Origin of the sequence: Cognatiluteimonas profundi, assembly GCF_009792795.1 — a bacterium.
Taxonomy (GTDB): Bacteria; Pseudomonadota; Gammaproteobacteria; order Xanthomonadales; family Xanthomonadaceae; genus Cognatiluteimonas; species Cognatiluteimonas profundi.
Map to the genome: position 1 here is coordinate 538,947 of NZ_VKHQ01000003.1, position 25,610 is coordinate 564,556.

Consider the following 25,610-nt stretch of genomic DNA (forward strand, 5'->3'; position numbering starts at 1 on the left):
CCGTCGGGGACGCGCAGTTTACCAGCCAGCCGCGGCGTGTCTCCCGCTCGCGCCGTCGTATACAGTCGCCCTCCATGAGCACGTTGCCGCCACGCGTCCGCCTGCCGATCCTTCCCTACCGCACGCCAACGGTTGGGCGGGATTACTGGGTCATCGACGACGTCCTGCCCGATCCCGACGCGGTACGCGCGCGCTGCCTGGCCCGGAACGACTGGATCGAGGGCTATCCGCACAAGCCGGAAAGCTGGCCGGGCCTGCGCACGATTCCAGGCCTCGAACCGGACGAACTGGCAATCGTCGAATCGCATGCGCTGCGCGCCACGGGAGCGAGGAAGCTGTGGGTGCAGGCGGCGGCCGACGGCATGCGCCTGAACCACAACTGCCTCCAGGTCGTCGGCATCGACGAATGCGAACCGCGTCCGCACACCGACTCACGCGCGCTGTGCCGTTATGCCGCCGTGCTCTACCTCAATCCAATGGTGCCCGACAGTTGCGGCACCAGCTTCTACCGCCAGCGGCTCGCCAATGGCCAGCGTGGCGGCAATGTCGTCATGCCGCCGCATGCGAACCTCGTCGAGGCGCTTGGCACGCGATTCGTGTCGCCTGACGCGTTCGTCGAGGACGTCGCCGTTCCGCATCGCTACAACCGGCTGCTGCTGTATCGCGCCAACCTCATCCACAGCGCCACCGGCTACTGGGGGCATGCGCTCCAGGACAGGCGGATGGCGGCTGTCTTTTTCTGGATGGCCTGAGCGGCCTTACTGCACCGCCGCCCGCACGGAATCGGCGAGCGCATCCAGCGTGGCACGCATCAGCGTCACGTCGTCGGCCTCCACCGTCACCCTGACGACAGGTTCGGTCCCCGAGGGACGCAGGAAGGCACGGCCGCGACCTTCCACGGCGCGCTGGGCGATTGCCAGCGCTGCCTGCACACCGGGGGATTCGACGGGCCGCGCTCCGCTGTCGAAGCGCACGTTGATCGTTTCCTGGGGCACGCGCTGCATGCCATGCAAGGCCTCGCGCAGCGTCAGCTTGCGCCGCCGCAGCACTTCCAGCACCTGCAACGCGCTGACGATGCCATCGCCGGTATTGGCGCGATCCAGGCACAGCAGGTGGCCCGATGCCTCGCCACCCAGCACGCCCTCGTGCTTCAACAGCGCCTGGTGTACGTGCCGGTCACCGACCTTGGCGCGCACGAAGCCGATACCGCGCTCGCCCAGGGCGCGCTCGAGGCCAAAGTTGCTCATCAGCGTGCCGACGACAGGGCCGCGCAGGCGACCGCTGCGTTGCCAGTCGGTCGCCAGGACGTAGACCAGGTCGTCGCCATCGCAGATGGCACCGTCCGCATCCACGAACAGCACGCGGTCGCCGTCGCCATCGAAAGCGATGCCGAGGTCCGCATGCATCGCCAGTACGTGCGCGACGAGGCCCTCCGGATGCGTCGAACCGACACCTTCGTTGATGTTGGTTCCGTTGGGATCCACGCCGATGGCATCCACGCGCGCGCCCAGCTCGCGCAGCACGAGCGGGGCAAGCTGGTAGGTCGCGCCGTTGGCGCAATCCATCGCGATGCTCATCCCGCCGAGGTCGAATCCCTTGGGCGTGGAATTCTTGCAGGCTTCCACATAGCGACCGAGCGCATCGCGGGTGCGGACCGCCTTGCCGAGTTTTTCCGACGGCATCGTCTCGAAGGGGCGCGTCAACGCGGCCTCGATCGCCAGCTCCGCGGCGTCGTCGAGCTTTTCGCCGTGGGCCGAGAAAAACTTGATGCCGTTGTCGTAATGGGGGTTGTGCGAAGCCGAGATCACGATGCCGCCATCGGCGCGCAACGAACGGGTCAGGTGCGCAACCGCCGGCGTGGGCATCGGCCCCATCAATTGCACGTCGACGCCAGCGGCCACCAGGCCAGCCTCGAGCGCGGCCTCGAACATGTAGTTGGAGATCCGCGTGTCCTTGCCGATGATGACCAGCGGCTTGCGCCATTCACGCGTGCCCTGTGCCTGCAGCTTCAATGCATGCCCATAGGCGTTGCCCAGCCGCAGGACGAAATCCGCGGAGATCGCCCCCTCGCCGACGCGGCCGCGAATGCCGTCCGTCCCGAAATACGCGCGCGCACTCATGCAGCGGCCTCGGCATCTTCCGGCGGCTGCGGAAGCTTCATGAGCATTGCGATCAGGTGCGCGATCCGGCCGCGCAGCTCGCGTCGATCGCAGATCTGGTCGATCGCGCCATGCTCGACGAGGAACTCGCTGCGCTGGAATCCTTCCGGCAGCGTTTCGCGCACGGTCTGCTCGATCACGCGCGGCCCGGCGAAGCCGATCAGCGCTTCGGGCTCGGCCATGTTGATGTCGCCAAGCATCGCCAGCGAAGCCGACACGCCGCCGGTCGTGGGATGCGTCATCACGGAAATATAGGGAAGGCCCGCCGCGCGCAGCCGGCCGAGCGCCGCCGAGGTCTTGGCCATCTGCATCAGCGAGAACAGGCTTTCCTGCATGCGCGCACCGCCGGTCGCGGAAAAACACACCAGCGGACTCCCGATCGCGAGCGCCCGCTCGGCGGCCAATGCGAAACGCTCGCCAACCACGGAACCCATCGACCCGCCCATGAAGGCGAAATCAAAGGCGCAGGCGATCATCGGCTGGCCACGCAGCGTTCCCTGCATCGCCACCAGGGCATCGCGTTCGCCGGTGGCCTTCTGCGCGGCCTTGATCCGGTCCGAATACTTCTTCTGGTCCTTGAAGGACAGGACATCGATCGGGCCCAGGGCCGCGCCGATTTCGGACGTGCCCTCGGGGTCCAGGAATGCCTTCAACCGCACGCGTGCGCGGATCGGCATGTGGTGGTTGCACTTCGGGCAGACCTCGAGGTTTTCCTCGAGTTCCGGCCGGTACAGCACCGCTCCGCAGCGTCCGCACTTTTCCCACAAGCCTTCGGGCACGCTGCGCTTGCGGCCGGCTGGCGCCTCGGTGCGGATGCGCGCGGGCATCAGTTTCTTCAGCCAACTCACCTGAAAGCCACCTCGACGATTGGAGATTTGGCGCCGGAGCGCGATGTCCTGCGTACAGGATGCTTCACCGGACCGGCGTGAAGTCTACCGCAGCCTCCCGCCTCCACTGCCCGGACGCCATCGGTGCCCGGCTCCGCATGGATGTCGCGGGCACTACGCCGGTGCTGTCGCCAGCGCATCGAGCGCCGCACGCAGCGGCCCGAGGAAGTCATGCGCCAGCCGGGAGGCGTCCTGTGGCGACGTGGCGCCGGCCATCGCCGCCACCAGCGCGCTGCCGACCACGACACCGTCGGCTTCCGCGGCCATCGTGGCTGCCGAGGCCGCGTCCTTGATGCCGAATCCGGCAACGACGGGGACCGGGCTGCGCGCGCGGATCGACCGCAACCGCGCGATGGCCGTGGCCGTATCGAGCCCATCGGCGCCGGTGACGCCGGCGAAACTGACGTAGTACAGGTAACCCTGCGCTGCATCGCAGAGCAGTCCGATCCGCGCATCGGACGTGGTCGGCGCAGCCAGCAGGATCAATGCCAGCCCGTGGGCGCGAAAGCGTGCGTGCAGGTCGCCGACCTCCTCCGGGGGAAGGTCGACCAGCAGCACGCCGTCGACTCCGGCGGCAGCCGCGTCGCGCGCGAATGCTTCGGCGCCGCGGATCTCGACCGGATTGAGGTAACCCATCAGGATCACCGGGGTGTGTGCGTCGGAGTCGCGAAATGCGCGGACGCAGTCCAGCACGAACCGCATCCCGGCGCCGCGCGCGAGCGCACGCTCGGAGCTGCGCTGGATGGTGGGCCCATCGGCCATCGGATCCGAAAACGGGACGCCCACCTCGATGACATCCGCGCCGGCGGCGACCAGCGCGTGCATCACCGGGACCGACGCTTCCAGCGATGGATCGCCGGCGGTGAAGAATGGCACCAGCGCCTTGCGGCCGGCGGCCTTGAGTTGGGCAAAACGGGCATCGATTCGGGACATTGGATTCCAGGGGGCGGCATGTGTCGTGGCCACGCGAAGGCCGGCGCGTGCCTGTCGCGACGGCTCTAGAGCTGCAGGCCTTCGCGCATGGCGATCGTGTGCACGTCCTTGTCGCCGCGGCCGGAGAGGTTGCACAGGACCACGGCATCGGCGGGAAGTTCGGCAGCGAGTTTCACTGCCTGCGCGATGGCGTGGCTGGATTCGAGCGCGGGCAGGATGCCTTCGGTGCGAGCGAGCAGATGGAATGCCGCCAATGCTTCGGCGTCGGTCACGCCGACATACTCGGCACGTCCGCACTCCTTGAGGAAAGCATGCTCCGGGCCGACGCCCGGATAATCCAGCCCCGCGGAAACCGAATGCGTCTCCACGATCTGGCCGTCGTCGTCGCAGAGCACGTACGTCCGGTTGCCGTGCAAGACGCCCGGGCGTCCAGCGGAAAGGGACGCGGCATGACGTCCACTCGACAGCCCCTCCCCTGCCGCCTCGGCGCCGACGAGACGAACGTCGCGATCGTTGAGGAATGCGTGGAAGATCCCGATCGCATTGCTGCCACCGCCAACGCAGGCGGTCACGGCGTCGGGAAGCCGGCCGTACTCGGCCAGCATCTGCACGCGCGCTTCGCGGCCGACGACCGCGTTGAAGTCGCGCACCATGCGCGGATAGGGATCCGGACCGGCAACGGTGCCGATGATGTAGAAGGTGTCGTCGACGTTCGTCACCCAGTCCCGCATCGCTTCGTTGAGTGCATCCTTCAGCGTCGCCGAGCCACTGGTGACGGGGACCACGGTCGCGCCCAGCAATTGCATGCGATAGACATTGATCTTCTGCCGCTCGATGTCGGTCGCACCCATGTACACGACGCACTCGAGCCCAAGGCGCGCGGCGACGGTCGCGCTGGCGACACCGTGCTGGCCGGCGCCGGTCTCGGCGATGATCCGCGTCTTGCCCATGCGGCTGGCGAGCAAGGCCTGGCCGATGGTGTTGTTGATCTTGTGGGCGCCGGTGTGGTTGAGGTCTTCGCGCTTGAGCACGATGCGCGCGCCACCGGCTTCCCTGCTCAGGCGCTCCGCCCAGTAGAGCGGGCTGGGTCGGCCGACGTAGTGCGCGAGATCGCGTTCGTAGGCAGCGATGAACTCCGGGTCCACGCGGGCGGCGTCATAGGCGGCGGCCAGTTCCTGCAACGGCCCGATCAGGGTCTCGGCGACGAAACGCCCGCCGTAGCGACCAAAATGTCCCGTGGCATCCGGGTAGGCGTGGAAATCGTTGATGGCGTCGTACATCTGCACGATGGGGTTCGTGGCGGCCGTGCAGTGTAGCGAATCGATCCCCGGCGACTTCAGGAGTGCTCGACGTGGCAATCCGCGCGACGCACTTCCTCGACGAAACGGCGCATCTGGTCGCCATCCTTAACCCCTGGCGCACCCTCGATGCCACTGGCGACATCCACGCCCCAGGGCATCGTCGCCATGATGGCGTCGAAGACATTGTCCGGGTTCAAGCCACCAGCAAGCAGTACGGGTTTGGTCAGCGAGCGCGGAATGCGCGACCAGTCGAAGGTCTCGCCGGTACCACCACCCTCCTCGCCATGGCTGTCGAACAGGAATGCGGCGGCGCCCGGGTAACGCACCTGCAGGGCCGTGGCTGAACTTTTGTCCGCCAGCCCCATCGGGACGGCCTTGACCCACGGCAACCCGAAGCCGCGGCAGAAGGCATCGTCCTCGCTGCCATGGAACTGCAGCAGCGTCGGCCGCACCTGGCGGATCGCATCGCGGACTTCCTCGGCAGTGTTGTCCATGAACAGCGCCACGGCGTCGACGAGCGGCGCCAGCGCATTGCGCATCAACCGGGCTTCCTCCGGCCGGATGCGGCGCCGGCTCTTCTGGGCGAACACGAAGCCGACTGCGTCGACGCCCAGTTCGCTGGCCAGGCGTACGTCGCCGGGACGCGTCATCCCACAGAACTTGATGCGGGTGCGGAAGAGCGTGCGTCGTTGACCAGTGGTCAGGGACATCATTCCAGCCTCAAAGGGTCACCTCGGCGGGCAGCCGGCAGGCAGGCGGATAGCGCGGACCGACGAAGACCAGCCCGTCGGGCGGTGCAGTCGGCCCGGCAAGCATTCGATCACGCCCTGCCAGCAGGGCGGCAAGCCAGTCTTCGGGCTGCTCGCCGCGGCCAATGACGAGCAGACTACCAACGATGTTCCGCACCATGTGGTGAAGAAAGGCGTTTGCCTGTACCTCGACTTCGATGATGTCGTCCGTCCGGCGCACCTGGATGTCGTGCAGGTCGCGCCTGGCATGGGGTGCCTGGCAGTGCACGGTGCGGAACGCCGAGAAATCGTGTTCTCCGACCAGGGCCTGGGCAGCCCGCTGCATGGACCGTGCATCCAGGGGGCGCCGCTCCCATGACAGGTACTGGCGCTGCAGCGCCGGCCGCACCGGCCGGTTGAGGATGCGGTAGCGATAGCGCCGCGCACGCGCCGAGAAACGCGCATGGAAACCCTCGTCCACCGCGACACACCAGAGGATGCAGACCGACGCCGGCAACCGCGTGGTCGTGCCAAGTACCCACGACCGCGGTTCGCGCGGGGCATCACTGTCGAAATGGACCACCTGGCAGGCCGCATGGACCCCGGCATCGGTGCGTCCCGCGCAGACGACGCCAACCGGATGCCCTGCCACGAACGACAGCGCATCCTCGACCGCAGCCTGCACCGTGGCCTCGCCCCGGCGAGGCCCACCACGCGCTTCCAGCCGTTGCCAGCCGGAGAATTCGCTGCCGTCGTATTCGACGCCCAGCGCGTACCGCACCGGCTCAGCCCCCTCGACCGGGGGAGATCACAGGTCGCGCAGCAGGCGCGCCGCGGTTTCGCGAGCGACCGGATCGCGGCCGTCCAGGACTTCGCGCAACAGCAGGCGTGCCGCGTCCTCGTCGCCGCGATCCAGGCAGGATTGGGCCATCTCCAGCTGCCGGCCGACGGTCGACGTTGCCACCTCCTGCGCACCCGGTGCAGTCGTGGCGTCGCCGTGCCAGGGCGGGGTGACCGGATCGATCACCGCGGCGCGGCGGGGTGGCTGCATCGGTCGCGGGGCGACGGGCTGGTCAGGCATGAACGCACTCGCCACGGCCGGATCCGCGGATGCTTGTGGCACCGGAATGCTCGCCGCCAGGGCTTCTGTATCGAAAATACGCTTGGGCAACACGGTGGAACGCTGGCGCTGGCGTGTCATCAACCAGCCCAGCAAGGCCGCGACGATCAACGCCAGCCCGCCCCAGAGCCAGAGCCCACCAGCCTGCGGCGGCGCTGCGGGCGGCTGGGTCGATGGTGTCGATTGCGAAGCCACGGCAGGCGGCGGCGATACGGCGCGGTTGGACTTCGCCAATGTCTGCTGCGCCGACGCCAGCGCGCTGTCCTTCATGGTCAGCAACTGCTGTTGTTGCTGCTGCAGCTTCTCCAGTTCGGCAACGCGCGTCTTGAGCTCGTTGACCTCGGCGTCGCGCGCGGCCAGGGTTTCCTTGGTTTCCTGCAATTGCTGTCGCAACATCTCACCCTCGCCACCGGCTTCGAGTCCGGATTGTGTACCCGCCCGCTGACGGCCCACTGCCGACGGTGGAGCAATTTCCAGGCGCGCACCGACCGTTCGCGCCGACTTGACGGCCGCTGTCGGCGCAGCCGGTCCACGCGAAGCTGCGGCAGCGCCCGCGACCAACTCGGGCTGCGGGCGCGCCGCGCGCCATTGCGCGACCTGCTCATGCAGCAACCGGGCCGCCTCGCTGCGACCAATCGCCGCCACGTCGTCGCTTGCGGGAACCTTGAGGACGGCACCTCGCTTGATGAGATTGACGTTGCCTCCGATGAAGGCATCGGGGTTGGCGCGCAACAACGCGAGCATCGCCTGGGCGGTGCTGTAGCCGCGCAGGCTGTCCAGGTTTGCGGCGATCTGGCCCAGCGTCTGCCCGGCGCGCACTGGTCCGTATTGCCCCGCGACGCCGACCTGGGTTGGTTCGGCTGCGGGCAACGACGCCGGTGGTGTTGCCGCGACAGGGCGCGGGGGGGGCGGCGCGGACGCCCGCGGCGCGGGAGTCGGTACGGCGGCTGCCGGTGGCGCGGCTTGCGGTGGCGCCTGCGTCGCGATCGCCGGCGCAGCTGGCCGGATGACGAGATTCGGCTGCGCCACCGATGGCGCCTGGATCGGCGGCGGTGCCGTGGCGGCAATCGACTCGGGCGTGTCGACCAGCGCGGAATACTCGCGCACCAACCGACCCTGGCTCCAGTCCACCTGGAGCAGGAAGGTCAGCGCCGCGGCCTGCACCGGCTCGGGACTGGTGACACGGATGACCGGTCGCCCCGCGGCGTCCAGCGCCGGCTCGAACCGGAGGGAAGACACCTCGCCTTGCGGCGCATCCAGGCCGACGCGGGTGAAGGTCTCGGGCGGAGCGAGCTGGACCTGCAGGCCCTGCAGTTCGGTCGGGTCGCTGGAAATGATCGGGATTTCCGCGACCAGCGGCTGCCCCGGCTTCGACTTGACCTGGAGCTGGCCCAGCCCCAGCGCTGCGGCAGGCCCGGCGGCAAGGGCCAGCGCAATGGCAAGCACCGATGACAGTGCGATTGGCAACCTGCTGCTCACACCCACCCCCATGACCCCGATTGCGCCGACTCTAGCCGTCCGCGACCGCCAACCGCAATGTTCAAGGGTTCAGGACCAGCCATTCGGCGATCTGCACGGCGTTCAGCGCAGCGCCCTTGCGGATGTTGTCCGACACGATCCAGAGGTTCAATCCACGCGGATGCGAGATGTCGTCGCGGATGCGGCCGACGTAGACCGGGTCGGTTCCCGACGCGTGCGTGACCGGCGTCGGATAACCACCCGGCACGTGTTCGTCGACAACCTCCACGCCGGGCGCGGCCTCCAGCAGCTTGCGCGCATCGGCTGCAGAAAGTTTGTCCCGGGTCTCGATGTTCACTGCCTCGGAATGCCCGTAGAAGACGGGCACGCGGACCACCGTCGCGTTGATCGCGATGGCGTCGTCGCCGAGGATCTTCCGGGTTTCCCAGACAAGCTTCATCTCCTCGGTCGTATAGCCGTTGTCGGTGAAGTCGCCGCCGTGCGGGATCACGTTGAAGGCGATCTGCACCGGATACACCTCGGGCGTCGCCGGCTGGAAGTTCAGCAGCGCCGCGGTCTGCCGGCCGAGTTCCTCCAGCGCAAGGCGACCGGTGCCGGACACCGACTGGTAGGTCGCGATGTTCAATCGCTCGATGCCGGCCTTGCGATGGATCGGCGCCAGCGCAACGACCATCTGCATGGTGGAGCAATTGGGGTTGGCGATGATGCCGCGCGGACGATCGCGCGCTGCCTCGGGATTGACTTCGACCACGACCAGCGGGACATCCGCGTCGTAACGGAACGCCGAGGAATTGTCGATCACGACCGCGCCGGCGGCGGCGAACCGGGGCGCGTATTCCTTCGACACCGACCCGCCAGCGGAAAACAGCGCGATGTCGACGCCCGCCGGATCGAATGTCGCCAGGTCCTGCACCACGAGCTGGCGATTGCCGAACGACACCTTGCCGCCTGCGGAGCGGGAACTCGCCAGCGCCACGACCTCGCTGGCCGGGAACCTGCGCTCGGCCAGGATCGACAGCATCACTTCACCCACTGCGCCGGTGGCCCCGACGACGGCGACCTTGTACGTCTTGCTCATTGTTGTGCCGTGCTTCCGGTTGATATCGAGATTGTGGCAGGCAAAGCGCCTGGAGAATCAGGCGGATCCCGCGCTTGCGGGAATGCGCGGCGACACCTCGCCGACATCGCCGCACTGGGCGCGATGCCGCAGCGCCTGGTCCATCAGCACCAGCGCCATCATGGCCTCGCAGATCGGCGTCGCGCGGATGCCGACGCAGGGATCATGCCGGCCGGTGGTGACGATCTCCACCGGCTCGCCGCGGACGTCCACGCCGCGCGCCGGCAAGCGCAGGCTCGACGTCGGCTTGAACGCCGTCGACACGATGATGGCCTGGCCGCTGCTGATCCCGCCGAGGATGCCGCCGGCATGGTTGGACAGGAATCCGGCCGGCGTGGCCTCGTCGCGGTGCTCGCTGCCCTTCTGCGAGACCGATGCGAAACCGTCGCCGATCTCGACGCCCTTGACCGCGTTGATGGACATCATCGCCGCGGCGAGTTCTGCATCGAGCTTGCCGTACACCGGCTCGCCCCAGCCCGGCGGCACGCCTGTCGCAACCGTGGTCACGCGCGCGCCAACCGAGTCACCCGACTTGCGCAGCGCATCGACGTAGTTCTCGAGCTCCGGGACCTGGCCGGCATCGGGCCAGAAGAACGGATTGGATTCGACCGCCGCCCATTCGCAGGCGGTCGGCAAAAGGCTGCCGATCTGCGCGAGGTAGCCACGCACCTTCACGCCGTGATGCTCATCCAGCCAGTGTTTGGCGATCACCGCGGCGGCGACGCGCATCGTTGTTTCCCGGGCACTGCTGCGTCCGCCTCCGCGCGGGTCGCGGATGCCGTACTTGTGCCAGTAGGTGTAATCGGCGTGACCCGGCCGGAACTGCTCCGCGATGCGGTCGTAATCCTTGCTGCGCGCATCCTCGTTGCGGATGAGCAGCGTGATCGGCGTGCCCGTGGTGGTGCCCTCGTACGCACCGGACAGGATCTCGACCAGGTCGGCCTCATGCCTGGCCGATGTGTGTCGCGATTTTCCCGTCGCCCGCCGCGCGAGGTCGGCCGCGAACATCGCCGGCTCGATGCGGATGCCGGGCGGACAGCCATCGATCACGCAACCGATCGCGGGGCCATGCGACTCGCCAAAGGTGGTGACCCGGAACAGCTGTCCGAATGTGTTCACGGGCGCTTGTCGGCGAGCTTCTTGATGCGTGCGTTGTGCGTGACCAGGTCGTGGCGCTCGGCGACGAAGATGCCCATCTGGCCAACCTTGAACTCGACCCAGGCCAGCGGCAATTCCGGCAGCAACCGGGTCAGCGCCTGCTCGGCCTCGCCGACTTCGCAGATCAGCAGGCCATGGTCGGTCAGGTGCAGGGGGGCGTCGCGCAGGATCTTCAGCGCGAGGTCCAGGCCGTCGTCGCCCGCGCGCAGCCCGAGCTCGGGTTCATGGGCGTATTCGCGCGGCAACGCGTCGGTCTCGGCGTTGGTGACATAAGGCGGATTGGTGACGATGAGGTCGTAGTGCTCGCCCACCAGGTTCGAGAACAGGTCGGATTTCAGCAGCCGCACGTTGTCGGCATGCAGGCGGCCCCTGTTTTCCTCGGCAAGCGCCAGCGCGGCATCGCTCAGGTCGACGCCATCGACATGCCATTCGGGGTTGTAGTGCGCCGTCGCGATCGCGATGCAACCCGATCCCGTGCACAGGTCCAGCGCGCGCAGCACTTCACGGCCGCCCAGCCAGGGCTCGAAGCCGTTCTCGATCAGCTCGGCGATCGGCGATCGCGGGACCAGCGCGCGCGGATCGCTCTTGAAGCTCAATCCCGCGAACCAGGCCTCCCCCGTCAGGTAGGCGGCCGGGATGCGCTCCTCGATGCGGCGCAGGAACAATCCCAGCACGTCTTCCTTCTCGGCCAGCGTCACGCGGGCCTGGCCATATGCCGGTCCGATATCGTGTGGAAGGTGCAACGCATGCAGCGTCAGCTGCGTCGCTTCGTCGATCGCGTTGTCGAAACTGTGGCCGAAGGTCAGGCCGGCCGCGTTGAAGCGACTCGCGCCGTAGCGGATCAGGTCGATGATCGTCTGCAGTTCGTCGGTCATGAGGCGAACACGCCCAGGCGATCGGAAGGCAGGCGATTATAGCCGGGCCGCCCCGGTATCATGGCCGCGGACCTTTTTCGCGGACTGCCATGTTCAACCGAACCACCGCAGTCATCCTGGTTGCCGCGCTCGCCGTCGGCAGCGCCCTCTGGGGGGCGCAGCACTGGATGCAGCGTGCCGGCCACGCGCAGCCGCAGCTGCGGGCGGTCAAGCTGTTCGACCATCCCCGTGAGCTGCCTTCATTCACCCTCCAGCAATCCGACCAGACGCCACTGGTCCCCGGCGAGCTGAAAGGCCACTGGACGCTGGTCTTCCTGGGATTCACCCATTGCCCCGACGTCTGCCCGACGACCCTGGCGCAACTGGCGCAGGCGCAACGGCAGTGGGCGTCGCTGCCCGACTCGACGCGGCCGCGGGTACTGTTCGTGTCGGTCGATCCGGAGCGCGACTCACCCGATGCGATCGGCGAATACGCGCACGCCTTCCATCGCGACACGCTGGCTGCGACCGCTGACATCCCGGCGCTCGAGGCATTCGCGCGCTCGCTGTCCATGGTGTTCATGAAGGTTCCCGCGGCGGACGGCGCCCCCGCGGACCAGTACAGCGTCGATCACTCGGCCGCGCTGGCGGTGCTGGATGCCCAGGGCCGCATGGCCGGCGTGATCCAGCCTCCACTGGATCCCGCCGCGATCGCCTCGGACCTGATCGTGCTGTCCGGGGCATCGGCGAAGTGAGCCTGCTCACCCGCCTGACCTATGTGCTGCCGCACCGTGCGCTGTCCTCGCTCGCCCGCCGCCTGGCCTACTCGGGCAATCCGCGCGTGCGCCGATGGCTGATCGATACGGTCACGCAACGGTTTGGCGTCGACCTGTCCGAAGCCGAAGTCCTTGATCCCGCGGCATACGAATCCTTCAATGCCTTTTTCACGCGCTCGCTCAGGGCGGGTGCGCGCGTCCCGGATCCCGACCCGCGAGCGCTGCTGATGCCGGCGGACGGACGCATCAGCCAATGCGGGAAGATCGACGACGGACGCATCTTCCAGGCGAAGGGTTTCACGTTCACGGCCGCCGAACTGCTCGCCGATGCGGCCGCGGCCGAACCATTCGACGACGGCCTGTTCGCCACGGTCTATCTGTCGCCGAAGGACTACCACCGCGTCCATATGCCGTGGACCGGGACACTGCGCGAAACCGTCCACGTTCCCGGACGCCTGTTCAGCGTCGGTCCGGATGCGGTGCGGATGGTGTCGCGCCTGTTTGCGCGCAACGAACGCCTCGTCTGCCACTTCGACACCTCGTTCGGACCGATGGCGGTGGTGATGGTCGGCGCACTGCTGGTTTCCGGCGTGGAAACCGTCTGGAGCGGGATCGAGATCCCCCGCTATGGCGACGCGGTCACGGTCAAGGATTACCGCGGCGCCGGCATCACGCTCGAGCGCTTCGCCGAGATGGGGCGATTCAACTACGGCTCCACCGTGATCGTGCTGCTGCCGCATGGCATGGCGACACTGGCGGCACAGCTGTCGCCCGAATCACCGGTGCGACTGGGCGAAAGGCTCGCCACGCTGACCTGAGTCGGAACGGTCACGCGTGGTGACCGTCCCGCCGCGATGACGCCTACTCCTGGCAACCTTCCAGCCGCAGGCGCTGACCTGGCCGGACGTAATAGCTCGGCCCGCTGATGTCGTTGGCACCGGCGAGCAGGCGCAGGTCGCACTGGAATTTCTGGGCGACGGAGACCAGCGTTTCGCCGCGTTGCACGCTGTAATTGCGCTGCTTCGACGCACCGGTGACGGGTGCGGGGCTTCCGGTGGCGACGGTGGTCGTCATCGCCACGGCCGTCGGCAATTGCGTGACCGGGCCCGTCCGCACGATGGCCGAATTCGGGTCGCTGCGCACGAGCTGCTCGGCCAGCGTCGCGCGCGGCCCCTGCAGGCAATAGCGGTTGTACAGGCCGACGATCTGCGTGGTCGCATTGAGCGTCGCACCGGCGGGCAGCCAGCTGTCCGCCTCGTAACGGGGGTTGAGGTTGCGCAGCGGCCGCATGTAGCCCTCGCGAACGCCACGGTTGCCCAGGCAGATCGCCAGCTCGTAGATCGTCGCCGACTTCGCCAGCCGCAAGGTCGCCGGCCTGGCATCGACATTGGGGAAGCTCAGTCCGTACTGTTTCGGATGCAGGAACAACCAGGCGGCCGCGATCACCATGGGCACGTAATCCTGGGTTTCCGGCGGGAACTGCTTGTAGATGTCCGCGTCCCAGAAGCCACGGCCGCCGGCGCCCTGGTAGACACGTAGCGCGCGCCCCTCCCCGCCGTTATAGGCGGCCAGCGACAGCTCGATGCTCCGGTTGAGCTCGCCCATGCGCTCGTTTAGGTAGCTCGCGCTCGCCTCGGCAGCGGCGCGCGGGTCGTAGCGGGTGTCGAAGCCGGTCGCGTCGGGGCCAAGGCCGAAGCGCTTGCCCGTGGCGTACATGAACTGCATCGGTCCTGCGGCACCCGAGCGCGACGTGGCATGCACCTTGCCGTTGGACTCCTTGGCCATGATGCCGAACAGCAATGCCTCGGGCAGCCCGGCGCGGCCGTAGGACGGCCACATCATCTGGCGCATGTATTCGTAATTCTCGTAACTCTGCAGCAGCGCGCCGCGCATGTCGGTCAGCCAGCGGCGGATGCCCGCCTGCACCGCCGGGTTGTACTGCACCATCCTGTCGAAACGGTGGGTGTGGCTGTCCAGCAGGCTCGCGGCCTGGGCGGCCTGCGGAACCGCCGCATTGAAGGCGACGTCGCCTTCGTGGTCGGGATCGGGGTCGTTCGGATCGATTTCATCGTTCCCGGCCGACGACGCCTCGCTGTCGGCGCCCAGTTTCAACAGGCGCTTGTAGGTCGCCAGCAACGTCGACACCTGGCAGCCCTTCTGCTTGCCGCAACCGGCGACGGCATCCTCCATGTCCTCCAGCGCCGCGTTGCTCTCGTTCTGGCCGGTCGGATCGTTGTTGCCGATCTTCACCAGCGCCTGCCGGTAGCGCGCCTCCGCCGCGGCCATGTTCTGGTCGAGGGTGTCGATATTCGCCTGGTCGCGACGCGACAACGCCATGGCATCGGGTGCGGCGAACAGCAACGACAGGAGCACAGCAGGCACGACACAGCACGCGGCAAGGGATTTCATCAATTCGAGGGCACTGCAGGGGGTAACCGCAGGGTAGCGCCGTGTTTGCTCCGACGGCAACCACGCATGTGCGTTTCCGGGCGCCACGCCGCACTTGAAAACGCCAACACGCCCATGCGCTGGTCGAATGCACGGTCGCGCACGCGAATGAATCGACCGGTTGCGCATAGAATCGACGCGAACCCACGGAAGCGCACGCACATGGACCCGATCCTCGTCGGCAAGGCCGTCACCACAGCGGATGGCGGCAAGGTGTCACTGCTGCCGCGGTATGCGAATCGCCACGGCCTGGTGGCGGGCGCGACCGGAACGGGCAAGACCGTGACGCTGATGACGCTCGCCGAGGGCTTCTCCCGGATCGGTGTCCCGGTGTTCCTGGCCGATGTGAAGGGCGACGTGGCCGGCCTCGCCGTCGCAGGCACGCCCAACGACAAGGTGGCTGCGCGCGTCGCGCAGATCGGCATCGCGGATTACGCCCCCGAGGGCGCGCCCACGATTTTCTGGGACCTGTACGGCAAGCTCGGACATCCGGTGCGCGCGACGATCAGCGAGATCGGCCCGACCCTGCTGGGGCGCATCCTCGAGCTGAACGACACCCAGGAGGGCGTGCTCGAAGTCGTCTTCAAGCTCGCCGACGACAACGGCTGGCTGCTGCTGGACATGGACGACCTGCGCACGCTGCTCAACCACGTGTCGGACAATCGCAAGGACATCTCCGCGACCTACGGGCTGGTCAGCACGCAGTCGATCGGCGCGATCCAGCGGGCGCTGCTGCAACTGGGGCAACAGGGCGGCGACGCCTTCTTCGGCGAGCCCGCGCTGGAACTGTCCGACCTGATGCGCACGACGCCGGATGGGCGTGGCGTCATCGGCATCCTGGCCGCCGACCAGCTGATCCTGAAGCCGCGCCTGTATTCGAGTTTCCTGCTCTGGCTGCTCTCGGAACTGTTCGAGAAGCTGCCTGAAGTCGGCGACCTGGACAAACCCAAGCTGGTGTTCGTCTTCGACGAGGCGCACCTGCTGTTCGACGATGCGCCGCCGGCGTTGCAGCAACGCATCGAGCAGGTCGTGCGGCTGATCCGCTCCAAGGGCGTCGGCGTGTACTTCTGCTCGCAATTCCCGGACGACGTCCCCGACAACATCCTCGGACAGCTTGGAAACCGCGTGCAGCATGCCCTGCGCGCCTACACGCCGCGCGACCAGAAAGCGGTGAAGACCGCGGCGGAAACCTTCGTCCCAAATCCCGGGCTCGACGTGGCCCGGACGATCTCGCAGCTGGAAACCGGTGAAGCGCTGGTGTCGATGCTGCTCGACAAGGGCGTGCCGATGCCGGTCGAACGGACGCTGGTCGCGCCGCCGCGCTGCCGCATGGGCGCGATCACCGACGCCGAGCGGGCGAAGGTCCGCGCCGGCAGCCCGGTCGGTGGCAAATACGACACGACCGCCGACCGCGAGTCGGCTGCCGAGATGCTCGCCGCCCGACACGTCGATGCTCCCGCCAATGGCGGCTCGACACGCCAGGGCAATACGGCGCCCGCGTCCCCCGCGCCGACGGGAGGCCTCCAGCAATCGGTGAAGGACATCATGTTCGGCACCAGCCGGCGCCAGGGCGTCGTCGAATCGATGGCCAAGCAGGCCGCCCGCACCGTCGGCAGCCAGGTGGGCAGGCAGATCCTGCGCGGCGTCCTTGGCGGTATCTTTGGCGGTCGCCGATGACATCCTTTGCACAACCCTTCCGACCGGGAACACCCATGAATCGAAAGCTGCTCGTTGCATCCGCACTGGTCTGCCTGGCGCTGCTTGGCTGCAAGCGCGAAGCCCCGACCCCGGCCGCACCCCAGGCCGTTGCGCCGCAGGCTGCTGCGCCCGCCGCCAGCGCGACGACATCCCAGACGTCGACGCCGGATCTGGCCGGAGCGGGCGTCGAGCCCAACGCCGCCGGTTTCAGCAGCAAGGCATTCGCCGGGACCTTCCACGGCGCCCTGCCCTGCGCCGACTGCCCCGGGATCGACGAAACGCTGGAGCTCAAGCCCGATGGCAGCTTCCGCCTGACCGACGTCTACCGCGATCGCCCCGCCGGCACCCACGACATCGCGGGCAGCTGGAACTCCGAGGAAAACGACAGCCGCATCCGCCTGGACCCGAACAGCAAGGGCGAGGACGATCGTGTCTTCACCATCGTGTCGAACGACGAACTCGATGCGGTCGGCAGCGACGGCAAGCCGCTCCCCGGCCCCGCCCAGCGCCTGACCCGCGGCAACTGACGCCGCCGGCCGGGACGTCCCAAGCCGGCATTCCGCCGACTGACCGCCCGAGGGCGCGCTCCGCGTTGTCATGCCAGCACGATGGGCCATCGTGGATATCGCCCATGGCGTGTCGTGTCGCCTCCTTGGCCGGGGAAGGTGGGACGCCCCTCGCCGGCCGTTGCGCGTTTCGCGCAAGGAGCACTTCATGTCGACTTTCACCCGTGCGTTGCACGCGGCGCTGCTGTCCGCCGTATTCGTCCTGCCCCAGGTCGCGTCGGCCCAGGGTGCGGGCCACGAGGCAATCGTGAGCATCTACCGCGTCGCGCCAGGCAAGCAGGCGGATTTCCTGAAATGGATGGCCGCCCGCGATGCGGTGGCTCGCCAGGCTGGCGTGCCGGCGACGCAGTGGTACGTCCACCTGGACGGCGACAGCTGGGATTACGTCGGCATCGCGCCCAACAGCGATAGCGCGACATCCGACAAGATCGACGCGCTGGCCCGCAAGCAAGGCCTGAAGGTCGGTTTCGCAGGCGGACTCGAGTTGCGCACGATGATGGCGTCGCACACCGACACCATCGCGGCCGGGCCCTACACATCGTCCGAACTGGTCCAGCGCATCAGCCAACCCTGAGTCGGACTTGAGCTGTCGGCATTGCTCTGCGATAACGGCGGGCCCGTCCCGTCGTTGTCGTCATGTCCCGTTGGCGTCCTCCTGCCGAACACAGCACGGCCCTGATCACCCGCGAGGGCCATGCACGCCTGAAGGCCGAACTGGATGACCTGTGGCGTGCCAGGCGTCCGGAGGTCGTGCGCGCGCTTGCCGCCGCGGCCGCGGAAGGCGACCGCTCGGAGAACGCCGAATACACCTACCGCAAGAAGCAACTGGGCGAAATCGACCGGCGCGTCCGCTACCTGAGCAAGCGCCTGCAGTCACTGCGTGTCGTCGAGACCGCCCCGACCGATGCCGATGCGGTGTTCTTTGGCGCGCACGTCGAGGTCGAGCGCCTCGACGATGGCGAACTGGCCCGCTACCGGATCGTCGGTCCGGACGAAACCGATGCCACGCTCGGCTGGATCAGCATCGATTCGCCGCTGGCACGCGCGATGCTGAAAAAACGCGCTGGCGACGAGTTCGAGGCGGAGCTTCCAGGCGGCGGCGTGCGCTTTGCCATCATCGGCATCCATTACCCGGCGTGATGCCCATCGCGGCTATCGCAGCCAGGTGACAAGCATCCCGATCATCGCGGCCAGCATCACCGCTGTCGCCATCCAGCCTGCGATCTTCAGCACCGGCGGCAAGGTGAATTCGGCCATCGCCCTGGGGTTGTTGGCCAGCAGCATGATCATCACCATCACCGGGACCGCCACGAGCCCGTTGATGACGGCCGCCCAGAACAGCGCCTTGATCGGATTGATCGAGGTGAAGTCCAGCGACAGGCCGAGCAGCACGGCTGCAACCAGCACGGCATAGAAGCCCTTGGCCTGGCGCGGCTTGCTTTCCAGGCTGACATGCCAGTGCATCAACTCGCCCACCGCATAGGCCGCGGACCCGGCCAGCACCGGGATCGCCAGCAGCCCGGTGCCGATGATGCCGGCGCTGAACACCAGGAAGGTGAAGTTGCCCGCGATCGGTCGCAGGGCCTCGGCGGCCTCCGCGGCACTGTTGATGTCATCGACGCCCCTGGCGTGCAACGTGACCGCACAGGTGAGGATGATGAAGTACGCGACGAGGTTGGAGAACGCCATCCCGATCGCTGTATCGGTATTGATGCGCCGCAAATGCGAGCGCGCCTGCCACGGAGCCTTCTTCAAGGGCTTGTCGCGCGGCGCATCGGCGGTTTCCTCCGCTTCCTCCGACGCCTGCCAGAAGAACAGATAGGGGCTGATCGTCGTCCCGAATACCGCGATCACCGCCGTCAGGTATGCGGGCGTCAGGCTGATGGCCGGCAGGAAGGTGCCACGCAACGCTGCGCTCCACGGGACGCGCACGGCAAAGACGACTGCCACGTAGGCGAACAGTGCGATCGTCAGCCACTTCAGGAATCGCGCGTATCGGTGGTACGGGATGAACACCTGCAGCGCGATGCTGAGCAATGCGAACAGCACCGAATACACGATTGCCCGACCGCCGACGAGGAGCTTGAGTGCTTCTCCCATCGCCGCGATGTCGGCGCCGATGTTGGCGATGTTGGCGGCCACCATCAGCGCCACCACGACGCGCGCCAGCCAGTGCGGGTAATAGCGCCGCAGGTTGCCGGCGATGCCATGCCCGGTGATGCGGCCGATGCGCCCGCTGATGGCCTGGATGGCCGTCATCAGCGGCCACGAGAACGGCATCGTCCACAACATGCCGTAGCCGAACTGCGCGCCGACCTGCGAATAGGTGGCGATGCCGCTGGGATCGTCGTCCGACGCACCGGTGATGAAGCCGGGACCCAGGGTCGCGAGAAGCCGATGGCGTCCGGAGGCAGCTTTCTCCGGCTGGCGACGCTTGCGTCGTGTCATCGCACGTCAGTCGCGATGGTCAAATGCCGCCCCACCAGTCGTAGCCCTGGTCTTCCCAGTAGCCACCACGGCCCCCGGCAAGGGCGGCGTAACTGTCGGCGACCTCGATCAGCTTCACGTACTTGGGCTGCTTGTATCCCAGCTTGCGCTCGATCCGCATGCGCACCGGCGCGCCGTTGGCGACGGGCACCGGCGATCCATTGAGGCTGAACGCCGCGATCGTCTGCGGATGATAGGCATCCTCGAGGTCGACGCTTTCGTAATAGCGCGAGCCATCGCCGGTGAGATCGTCGAAGCAATGGAACACGACCAGCCGCGCGCCCGGCCGTGGACGCGCCAGGTCGAGCAGGTGCGCCAGCGGCACGCCGCTCCATTTGCCGATCACGCTCCAGCCTTCCACGCAATCGTGGCGGGTGACCTGCGTCCGGGTCGGCATCGCACGCAAGGCATCCAGCGAAAATTCCAGCGGGCGCTCCACGAGCCCAGCAATCTGCAGGCGGTAATCGCGGAATCCGCCCGCCTTCAACGCCAGGTATTCGGGCGTCTGCGGGTTGATCGACCCGTTGGGCCGGAACACCGGCGAGATCATCGATTCGGGAAACTCCGTCGCCAGCCGCTTGCCCGTCAGCGCGCGCTGCAGGCGCTGGTTGAACGGCTCGGCCAGGCTCAGCACATCGACGAAACGCGAACTGTTCGACAGCGCATCGCAGCCCGCCAGCAACGTCGCTCCCGTACCGGCAATTGCCGCGCGCAGGACGCGCCGACGCCCGGGCTGGATGTCATCAGTCATGGGTTTGGACTCCAGTCTCGCCATCCAGGTCGCGCACCCGGAAGCGCCCGGTGATCATCGACCGCATCTCGTTGATCGGACCGGCGTACACGACCATCAGCACATGCACGATCGTGAAGGCGACGAACAGCGACATCACGATGAAATGCAGGGTGCGGGCCGATTGCCTGCCGCCGATGAAGTCGAGCCAGCCGCCGAGCACGGTGCCCATCTGCGGCGACATGGACAAGCCGGTCAGCACCGCCAGCGGCGCGAGGACGACGATCACGCCGAGGTACGCCAGCTTCTGCAGCGGGTTGTAGCGCGTTGCGGCGTCACCCTGCGGATGCCGGAAACGCAGGTGATCGACGATGGACCGACCGATGCCGCGCCAGTCGCGGCCCTGCATCATCAGGTCGCGCCCGAGATGCCGGCTGGCCAGCGACCACAGCAGGTAGCAAGCCCCGTTGACGACCCACAGCCAGGCAAAAAAGAAATGCCAGCGACGGCCCAACGCCAACGACCGCGGGCCCGGGATGGTGGCCCACTCGGGGAAGCCGCGCTTGACCCGCATGCCGTCGGCCCGGCGCGACACACCGAGCAGGCCGGTGGTATCGAAATGCCGATCGCCGATCGTGGTGATGCCGCGCGCCTTGCCATCCGGCCCGCGGACCGCATCGGTGGCGAACGCGGGATTGTCGAAATTGGCGACAGCCCCCCAATAGAGCGCCGGATGTGCGTTGAAAACCTGCAGCCCGCTGCCGACCAGCACCAGCATGCACAGCAGGTTGATCCAGTGCATGACACGCAATGGCAGGCGGTGGCGGACGACGACGCGCCAGGCGCCTTGCTGGCTGCCGGGCGGCACCGCATTCTCCACCATCGGGATCGAAGCCATCGCCAACCTCCTGCGCCGATCGCAGGGTACGCCGGCATGCGGCGCAGTCAAACCAGTCCGGACACTTCCCCGTACAGATCGTGCTCGTCGCTGCCGAGGATCTCGACATCGACGAACTGCCCCGGCTGCAGGCCGGCCTCGAAGCCATCCTGGATCTGCACCAGGCCGTCGATTTCCGGTGCGTCGGCCATTGATCGCGCAATCGCCAGCTCGCCATCGATCGCATCGACCAGGCAACGCTGCACCGTCCCGACCTTCGCCTCGAGCTTGGCGGTCGAGATCGCCGCCTGCCGCTCCATGAAGCGCGCGAGACGCTCCTGCTTCAGCGACTCGGGTACCGGGTCCGGCAATGCGTTGGCCCTGGCGCCTTCGACCGGCGAATAGGCAAACGCGCCCACGCGGTCGAGCTGGGCTTCGTCGAGGAAGTCGAGCAACTCCTCGAATTCGGCATCGGTCTCGCCCGGGAAGCCGACGATGAATGTCGAGCGCACCGTGATCTGCGGGCAGATGTCGCGCCAACGCTGGATGCGTTCAAGCGTCTTGTCGACCGCGCCGGGCCGCTTCATCAACTTGAGCACGCGCGGACTGGCGTGCTGGAACGGAATGTCGAGATAGGGAAGGATCGCGCCATCGGCCATCAACGGGATGATCTCGTCGACGTGTGGATACGGATACACGTAATGCAGGCGTGTCCAGATGCCGAGTTCGCCAAGCCCTTCGCACAGCGACTTCATGCGGGTCTGGTAGGGCTTGTCGCGCCACTGGCGCTCCGCGTACCGCACATCGACGCCATACGCGGAGGTGTCCTGCGAGACCACGAGCAGTTCCTTGACGCCGCTCTTCGCCAGTCGCTCGGCTTCGCGCAGGACATCGTCGACCGGCCGCGACACCAGGTCGCCGCGCATGGACGGGATGATGCAGAAGGTGCAGCGGTGGTTGCAGCCTTCGGAAATCTTCAGGTAGGCGTAATGCCGCGGGGTGAGCTTGATGCCGATGTCGTCCGCATCCTCCGCGGCGCGGCGCGGCACCAGGCTGACGAAGGGATCATGCCGTTGCGGAACCGCCGCATGCACCGCGGACATCACGCTGGCGTAGTCCTGCGGACCACTGATCGACAGCACGCCCGGATGCGCCTGGCGGATGACATCGGCGCGCTTGCCCAGGCAGCCGGTGACGATGACCTTGCCGTTCTCCGCCATCGCCTCGCCGATGGCATCCAGCGACTCGGCCACGGCCGAATCGATGAACCCACAGGTATTGACGACCACCACGTCGGCGGCGTCGTAACTCGGAACGATCGCATAACCTTCCGCGCGCAACTGCGTGAGGATGCGTTCGGAATCCACCAGTGCCTTGGGACAACCCAGGCTGACGAATCCGATCTTGGGCGAAACAAGCTTTGATGGAACCAGGGACATGGGCAGCACGGCGGTGACGGCCGGGAATTATACGGCGCTAGAATCATCCCTCCCGATGCAAGGACGTCCCATGGGCCGCGATATTGCATTCGACACCCCACTGGGCAGCATTGGCGGCTGGCGTTCAGATCCCGTGGGCGCCCCGCATGGCGGCCTGGTTGTCGTCCAGGAGATCTTTGGCGTGAATGCGCACATGCGCAGCGTCTGCGACCGCTATGCGGCAGCCGGCTTCGTGGCGCTCGCGCCCGCCTATTTCGATCCGATCGAACGCGGCGTCGAGCTGGGCTACGACGAGGATGGCTTCGCCAGGGGAAAAACCCTGATTGCCAAGCTGAGCCTCGAGCAGGCCAACACGATCACCGGCGCGGCGGCGGAACTGCTCGGCAGCGAGGGACTGCGGGTGGGTGTCGTCGGTTTCTGCTGGGGTGGCACGGTCGCGCTGCTCGCCAACCTGCGGCTCGGCTGTCCGGCGGTCAGTTACTACGGCGCCCGCAATGTTCCGTTCCTCGATGAGCCATTGCGCGCCCAGATGCAGTTCCACTTTGGCGAGCGCGACGGCAGCATCAGCGCGGAGGACATCGCGACGCATCGGGAAAAAATGCCCACGGCCGAGATCCATGTGTACCCGGCCGGACATGCCTTCGACCGCGACGTGGATCCCAAGGCGTTCGACCCCGCCAGCGCACGCTTGGCACGCACGCGAACGCTGGCCTTCTTCGACGAGGCCCTGCGTTGATCGATCTGTCCGGGAGTGCCGCCATGCACCGTGACCAACCGCCCCGTTATGCGCTGCATCCGCAGCTCGATGCCGACACCCATCCACTGGCGTCATTCGATCTGAGCGACGTGCGGCTGATGGACGACGCCAACTATCCCTGGCTCGTCCTCGTGCCGCGCGTGCCGGACGCCCGCGAACTCATCGACCTCGACCTCGCGCAGCGGCATCTCCTCACCGATGAGGTCGACCGCGTCTCCCGCGTGCTGCGTGATGCCTTCCGGCCGTTCAAGCTCAACGTCGCCGTGCTGGGCAACCTCGTCCCGCAACTGCACGTGCACGTGATCGCGCGGCAGGAAAGCGACCCCGCATGGCCATCGCCGGTCTGGGGGCGCGTCGCCGCCAAGCCCTACACGCCCGAACTGCTGGTCGAGCGGATCTCGCTGCTGCAGGGACTGCTGTCCAGCTGATGGCGATCGTCGAGCGGGCCACCGCGGACCAGCTGCCCGCCATCGATCGACTCGGCGAGGATGCATTGCTGCTGCGGTTTGGCGACGCCATCGACGCGTCGACCAACGCACGCGTGCATGCGCTGTCACGGCAGATCGCACGCATCCGTCCGGCGTGGCTGCTCGACATCGTTCCGGCTTATGCGACTCTCGCCCTGTTCCTGGACATCGATGCGCATCCCGACCTGGACATGCAAGCTGATGCGATCGGGTGGCTGCGACGGCAGGCATTCGTCGAATCGTCCAGCGACGAAGGACGCCTGGTCCGGATCCCGGTGCGCTACGGCGGCGATGATGGCCCCGATCTCGCAGACGTTGCCGCACATGCGGGCATGACCGTCGCGGATGTCGTCGCGCTGCATGCATCGGGTCGATACACCGTCGCCATGCTCGGCTTCGCCCCGGGATTTCCCTACCTGCTGGGGCTCGACAAGACGCTCGCCATGCCACGGCTCGCCACTCCGCGACTGCACGTGCAGGCTGGCAGCGTCGGCATCGGCGGCGAGCAGGCGGGCATCTATCCGCGCAGCGGTCCCGGCGGATGGCGCATCATCGGCCGCACCTCGAAGCTGCTGTTCGATCCCGCGCGCGAGCCGCCCGCGCTGCTCGCGCCAGGCGACCGCGTCGAGTTCGTGTCGGCTGCTGATCCATGAGCTTGCGCGTCCTCGCACCGGGATTGCTGACGACCATCCAGGACCTCGGGCGGACCGGCAGCCGTCATCTCGGCGTTGGCCGGGCGGGCGCACTCGACGCTTATTCGCATTCGATCGCCAACCTGCTGGTGGGCAATCGCGTCGATGCCGCGACACTGGAAATCAATCTCGCCGGGCCAACGCTCGCGTGCACGCGAGCCGCCGTCATCGCCGTCTGCGGTGCGGACATCGAAGCGCGCATCGATGGGCAATCCCTGCCCGGCTGGCGGCCGGTTCGCGTGCCGGCAGGCGCAACCGTGTCGCTCGGCCCGTGCCGTAACGGCGCACGCGCATACCTGGCGGTGGCGGGCGGATTCACTGTCGCGTCCGTGCTTGGCAGCGCCAGCACGGATCTGCGCGGAGGTTTTGGCGGCGTCCACGGCCGGGCACTGCAACGTGGCGACACGCTGTCGTTTCCCCCGATGCAGGTCGCGACCGACGCGGTGCGGATTCCCGGATGGTGGATCGACCCATCACCGGAGTTGCAGTGGGACGTTCCTGCCGTGGCACGCGTCCTTCCGCCGTCGGACAGCGAGCCATCGCCGCACGGACTCTTCGCGACGACTTGGCGCATCACCAGTGCGAGCAATCGCCAGGGGCTGCGCATGGAGGGTCGGGTGCTGGCGCCGGGCGACTCGACCGGGCGCATCTCCGAGCCGGTGGCGCCCGGCACGATCCAACTGCCCGCCGATGGCCGCCCCATCGTCCTGCTGGCCGATGCCCAGACCCATGGCGGATATCCCCGCATCGGCCACGTCATCCGTGCCGACTGGCCGCGACTGGCGCAGTTGCGGCCGGGCGAGGCCCTGCGGTTTCGTCCATGCACCCACGACGAGGCGCGCCAGGCGCGACTGGACCAGGCGCGCCGGCTGGCACGGATTGCATTGGCAATCACGGCCCGCAGCCCGGGCGCCAAGGCTGACCGATGAGCGTTGCG

At 67.4% G+C, this 25,610-nt stretch carries 26 protein-coding genes; 11 read left to right on the forward strand and 15 right to left on the reverse strand.

Features of this window, described 5'->3' with window-relative positions; all coding sequences use genetic code 11:
- Positions 1 to 74 precede the first annotated feature (74 nt).
- Positions 75 to 752, forward strand: coding sequence for a DUF6445 family protein (locus GST15_RS04510; RefSeq protein WP_159016039.1), 678 nt, complete (start codon positions 75 to 77; stop codon positions 750 to 752).
- Positions 753 to 758: 6 nt separating this feature from the next.
- Here GST15_RS04510 and glmM read toward each other — a convergent pair whose 3' ends face one another.
- The 10 genes from glmM to prmB all read right to left on the reverse strand — a co-directional run bounded on the left by glmM (position 759) and on the right by prmB (position 11,757).
- A complete protein-coding gene (gene glmM / locus GST15_RS04515) occupies positions 759 to 2,120 on the reverse strand; it encodes a phosphoglucosamine mutase (RefSeq protein ID WP_159016040.1) in 1,362 nt (453 codons plus the stop codon).
- Positions 2,117 to 3,007 (reverse strand): acetyl-CoA carboxylase, carboxyltransferase subunit beta, encoded by an 891-nt coding sequence (gene accD, locus GST15_RS04520; RefSeq protein ID WP_159016041.1) that lies wholly within the window; start codon positions 3,005 to 3,007, stop codon positions 2,117 to 2,119. Before accD ends, glmM begins: the two co-directional genes overlap by 4 nt.
- Before the next feature lie 153 nt (positions 3,008 to 3,160).
- The gene (gene trpA / locus GST15_RS04525; RefSeq protein ID WP_159016042.1) at positions 3,161 to 3,979 is read right to left on the reverse strand and encodes a tryptophan synthase subunit alpha; all 819 of its coding nucleotides are present in this window, start codon (positions 3,977 to 3,979) and stop codon (positions 3,161 to 3,163) included.
- 65 nt (positions 3,980 to 4,044) lie between these two features.
- Positions 4,045 to 5,259 (reverse strand): tryptophan synthase subunit beta, encoded by a 1,215-nt coding sequence (trpB, locus tag GST15_RS04530; protein ID WP_159016451.1) that lies wholly within the window; start codon positions 5,257 to 5,259, stop codon positions 4,045 to 4,047.
- A 56-nt stretch (positions 5,260 to 5,315) separates the two neighbouring features.
- Positions 5,316 to 5,990 (reverse strand): phosphoribosylanthranilate isomerase, encoded by a 675-nt coding sequence (locus GST15_RS04535; RefSeq protein WP_159016043.1) that lies wholly within the window; start codon positions 5,988 to 5,990, stop codon positions 5,316 to 5,318.
- Positions 5,991 to 6,000: 10 nt separating this feature from the next.
- Complete coding sequence (truA, locus tag GST15_RS04540; RefSeq protein ID WP_159016044.1) at positions 6,001 to 6,789, reverse strand: tRNA pseudouridine(38-40) synthase TruA; 789 nt, start codon at positions 6,787 to 6,789, stop codon at positions 6,001 to 6,003.
- Between the two features lie 27 nt (positions 6,790 to 6,816).
- Positions 6,817 to 8,595 carry a FimV/HubP family polar landmark protein gene (locus GST15_RS04545; protein ID WP_233263045.1) on the reverse strand — a complete coding sequence of 593 codons (1,779 nt, stop codon included), beginning with the start codon at positions 8,593 to 8,595 and terminating at the stop codon, positions 6,817 to 6,819.
- Positions 8,596 to 8,668: 73 nt separating this feature from the next.
- The gene (locus tag GST15_RS04550; RefSeq protein ID WP_159016046.1) at positions 8,669 to 9,685 is read right to left on the reverse strand and encodes an aspartate-semialdehyde dehydrogenase; all 1,017 of its coding nucleotides are present in this window, start codon (positions 9,683 to 9,685) and stop codon (positions 8,669 to 8,671) included.
- A 57-nt stretch (positions 9,686 to 9,742) separates the two neighbouring features.
- Entirely contained in the window at positions 9,743 to 10,843 is a 1,101-nt protein-coding gene (gene aroC / locus GST15_RS04555) for a chorismate synthase (protein ID WP_159016047.1), read from the reverse strand.
- A complete protein-coding gene (gene prmB, locus GST15_RS04560) occupies positions 10,840 to 11,757 on the reverse strand; it encodes a 50S ribosomal protein L3 N(5)-glutamine methyltransferase (protein WP_159016048.1) in 918 nt (305 codons plus the stop codon). Before prmB ends, aroC begins: the two co-directional genes overlap by 4 nt.
- A 167-nt stretch (positions 11,758 to 11,924) precedes the next feature.
- Here prmB and GST15_RS04565 point away from each other — a divergent pair, with 167 nt between their 5' ends.
- The gene (locus tag GST15_RS04565; protein WP_425482206.1) at positions 11,925 to 12,491 is read left to right on the forward strand and encodes an SCO family protein; all 567 of its coding nucleotides are present in this window, start codon (positions 11,925 to 11,927) and stop codon (positions 12,489 to 12,491) included.
- Positions 12,488 to 13,330 (forward strand): archaetidylserine decarboxylase, encoded by an 843-nt coding sequence (gene asd, locus GST15_RS04570; protein ID WP_159016050.1) that lies wholly within the window; start codon positions 12,488 to 12,490, stop codon positions 13,328 to 13,330. Before GST15_RS04565 ends, asd begins: the two co-directional genes overlap by 4 nt.
- A gap of 43 nt (positions 13,331 to 13,373) precedes the next feature.
- On the opposite strand, the gene GST15_RS04575 is transcribed toward asd, so the two are convergent.
- Positions 13,374 to 14,921: a transglycosylase SLT domain-containing protein gene (locus tag GST15_RS04575; protein WP_159016051.1), complete on the reverse strand. Its 1,548-nt coding sequence runs from the start codon at positions 14,919 to 14,921 to the stop codon at positions 13,374 to 13,376.
- 201 nt (positions 14,922 to 15,122) lie between these two features.
- Between GST15_RS04575 and GST15_RS04580 the strand changes: the two genes are divergently transcribed.
- The 4 genes from GST15_RS04580 to greB all read left to right on the forward strand — a co-directional run bounded on the left by GST15_RS04580 (position 15,123) and on the right by greB (position 18,364).
- Positions 15,123 to 16,637, forward strand: coding sequence for a helicase HerA-like domain-containing protein (locus GST15_RS04580; RefSeq protein ID WP_159016052.1), 1,515 nt, complete (start codon positions 15,123 to 15,125; stop codon positions 16,635 to 16,637).
- 35 nt (positions 16,638 to 16,672) lie between these two features.
- The gene (locus tag GST15_RS04585) at positions 16,673 to 17,185 is read left to right on the forward strand and encodes a copper resistance protein NlpE (protein ID WP_159016053.1); all 513 of its coding nucleotides are present in this window, start codon (positions 16,673 to 16,675) and stop codon (positions 17,183 to 17,185) included.
- A 187-nt stretch (positions 17,186 to 17,372) separates the two neighbouring features.
- On the forward strand, positions 17,373 to 17,798 hold the full coding sequence (locus GST15_RS04590; RefSeq protein WP_159016054.1) for a hypothetical protein: 426 nt from the start codon (positions 17,373 to 17,375) through the stop codon (positions 17,796 to 17,798).
- Positions 17,799 to 17,860: 62 nt separating this feature from the next.
- Entirely contained in the window at positions 17,861 to 18,364 is a 504-nt protein-coding gene (gene greB / locus GST15_RS04595; protein ID WP_159016055.1) for a transcription elongation factor GreB, read from the forward strand.
- Between the two features lie 12 nt (positions 18,365 to 18,376).
- Here the strand turns inward: greB and GST15_RS04600 are convergent, their stop codons facing one another.
- Genes GST15_RS04600 through rimO form a run of 4 tightly spaced genes read right to left on the reverse strand, consistent with a single transcriptional unit; the run spans position 18,377 to position 22,757 of the window.
- Positions 18,377 to 19,672 carry an NRAMP family divalent metal transporter gene (locus tag GST15_RS04600; RefSeq protein ID WP_159016056.1) on the reverse strand — a complete coding sequence of 432 codons (1,296 nt, stop codon included), beginning with the start codon at positions 19,670 to 19,672 and terminating at the stop codon, positions 18,377 to 18,379.
- Between the two features lie 19 nt (positions 19,673 to 19,691).
- Positions 19,692 to 20,462 carry a molybdopterin-dependent oxidoreductase gene (locus tag GST15_RS04605; protein WP_159016057.1) on the reverse strand — a complete coding sequence of 257 codons (771 nt, stop codon included), beginning with the start codon at positions 20,460 to 20,462 and terminating at the stop codon, positions 19,692 to 19,694.
- Positions 20,455 to 21,339 carry a cytochrome b/b6 domain-containing protein gene (locus GST15_RS04610; protein WP_199268710.1) on the reverse strand — a complete coding sequence of 295 codons (885 nt, stop codon included), beginning with the start codon at positions 21,337 to 21,339 and terminating at the stop codon, positions 20,455 to 20,457. Before GST15_RS04610 ends, GST15_RS04605 begins: the two co-directional genes overlap by 8 nt.
- Positions 21,340 to 21,386: 47 nt before the next feature.
- Positions 21,387 to 22,757 carry a 30S ribosomal protein S12 methylthiotransferase RimO gene (gene rimO / locus GST15_RS04615; RefSeq protein WP_159016058.1) on the reverse strand — a complete coding sequence of 457 codons (1,371 nt, stop codon included), beginning with the start codon at positions 22,755 to 22,757 and terminating at the stop codon, positions 21,387 to 21,389.
- A 70-nt stretch (positions 22,758 to 22,827) separates the two neighbouring features.
- On the opposite strand from rimO, the gene GST15_RS04620 reads away from it, so the two are divergent.
- From GST15_RS04620 to GST15_RS04635, 4 genes are read left to right on the forward strand one after another with little or no spacing between them, the layout of a single operon-like run.
- Entirely contained in the window at positions 22,828 to 23,493 is a 666-nt protein-coding gene (locus tag GST15_RS04620; protein ID WP_159016059.1) for a dienelactone hydrolase family protein, read from the forward strand.
- Between the two features lie 23 nt (positions 23,494 to 23,516).
- On the forward strand, positions 23,517 to 23,942 hold the full coding sequence (locus tag GST15_RS04625; RefSeq protein ID WP_159016060.1) for an HIT domain-containing protein: 426 nt from the start codon (positions 23,517 to 23,519) through the stop codon (positions 23,940 to 23,942).
- Entirely contained in the window at positions 23,942 to 24,634 is a 693-nt protein-coding gene (gene pxpB, locus GST15_RS04630; protein ID WP_159016061.1) for a 5-oxoprolinase subunit PxpB, read from the forward strand. The genes GST15_RS04625 and pxpB overlap by 1 nt, the downstream gene beginning before the upstream one ends.
- Complete coding sequence (locus GST15_RS04635; RefSeq protein WP_159016062.1) at positions 24,631 to 25,602, forward strand: 5-oxoprolinase subunit C family protein; 972 nt, start codon at positions 24,631 to 24,633, stop codon at positions 25,600 to 25,602. The genes pxpB and GST15_RS04635 overlap by 4 nt, the downstream gene beginning before the upstream one ends.
- The last annotated feature ends 8 nt before the right edge of the window (positions 25,603 to 25,610 follow it).

Excerpts from the sequence above, each read along its gene's own strand:
- GST15_RS04590 (WP_159016054.1), top strand. The coding sequence starts at position 17,373 with ATGTCGACTTTCACCCGTGCGTTGCACGCGGCGCTGCTGTCCGCCGTA.
- GST15_RS04635 (WP_159016062.1), top strand. The coding sequence starts at position 24,631 with ATGAGCTTGCGCGTCCTCGCACCGGGATTGCTGACGACCATCCAGGAC.
- pxpB (WP_159016061.1), top strand. The coding sequence starts at position 23,942 with ATGGCGATCGTCGAGCGGGCCACCGCGGACCAGCTGCCCGCCATCGAT.
- prmB (WP_159016048.1), bottom strand. The coding sequence starts at position 11,757 with ATGACCGACGAACTGCAGACGATCATCGACCTGATCCGCTACGGCGCG.
- GST15_RS04620 (WP_159016059.1), top strand. The coding sequence starts at position 22,828 with ATGGGCCGCGATATTGCATTCGACACCCCACTGGGCAGCATTGGCGGC.
- GST15_RS04580 (WP_159016052.1), top strand. The coding sequence starts at position 15,123 with ATGGACCCGATCCTCGTCGGCAAGGCCGTCACCACAGCGGATGGCGGC.
- GST15_RS04605 (WP_159016057.1), bottom strand. The coding sequence starts at position 20,462 with ATGACTGATGACATCCAGCCCGGGCGTCGGCGCGTCCTGCGCGCGGCA.
- trpA (WP_159016042.1), bottom strand. The coding sequence starts at position 3,979 with ATGTCCCGAATCGATGCCCGTTTTGCCCAACTCAAGGCCGCCGGCCGC.
- GST15_RS04510 (WP_159016039.1), top strand. The coding sequence starts at position 75 with ATGAGCACGTTGCCGCCACGCGTCCGCCTGCCGATCCTTCCCTACCGC.
- GST15_RS04600 (WP_159016056.1), bottom strand. The coding sequence starts at position 19,672 with ATGACACGACGCAAGCGTCGCCAGCCGGAGAAAGCTGCCTCCGGACGC.
- GST15_RS04610 (WP_199268710.1), bottom strand. The coding sequence starts at position 21,339 with ATGGCTTCGATCCCGATGGTGGAGAATGCGGTGCCGCCCGGCAGCCAG.
- trpB (WP_159016451.1), bottom strand. The coding sequence starts at position 5,259 with ATGTACGACGCCATCAACGATTTCCACGCCTACCCGGATGCCACGGGA.
- glmM (WP_159016040.1), bottom strand. The coding sequence starts at position 2,120 with ATGAGTGCGCGCGCGTATTTCGGGACGGACGGCATTCGCGGCCGCGTC.
- GST15_RS04575 (WP_159016051.1), bottom strand. The coding sequence starts at position 14,921 with ATGAAATCCCTTGCCGCGTGCTGTGTCGTGCCTGCTGTGCTCCTGTCG.
- GST15_RS04565 (WP_425482206.1), top strand. The coding sequence starts at position 11,925 with ATGCAGCGTGCCGGCCACGCGCAGCCGCAGCTGCGGGCGGTCAAGCTG.
- GST15_RS04585 (WP_159016053.1), top strand. The coding sequence starts at position 16,673 with ATGAATCGAAAGCTGCTCGTTGCATCCGCACTGGTCTGCCTGGCGCTG.
- greB (WP_159016055.1), top strand. The coding sequence starts at position 17,861 with ATGTCCCGTTGGCGTCCTCCTGCCGAACACAGCACGGCCCTGATCACC.
- GST15_RS04625 (WP_159016060.1), top strand. The coding sequence starts at position 23,517 with ATGCACCGTGACCAACCGCCCCGTTATGCGCTGCATCCGCAGCTCGAT.
- GST15_RS04535 (WP_159016043.1), bottom strand. The coding sequence starts at position 5,990 with ATGTCCCTGACCACTGGTCAACGACGCACGCTCTTCCGCACCCGCATC.
- GST15_RS04550 (WP_159016046.1), bottom strand. The coding sequence starts at position 9,685 with ATGAGCAAGACGTACAAGGTCGCCGTCGTCGGGGCCACCGGCGCAGTG.
- rimO (WP_159016058.1), bottom strand. The coding sequence starts at position 22,757 with ATGTCCCTGGTTCCATCAAAGCTTGTTTCGCCCAAGATCGGATTCGTC.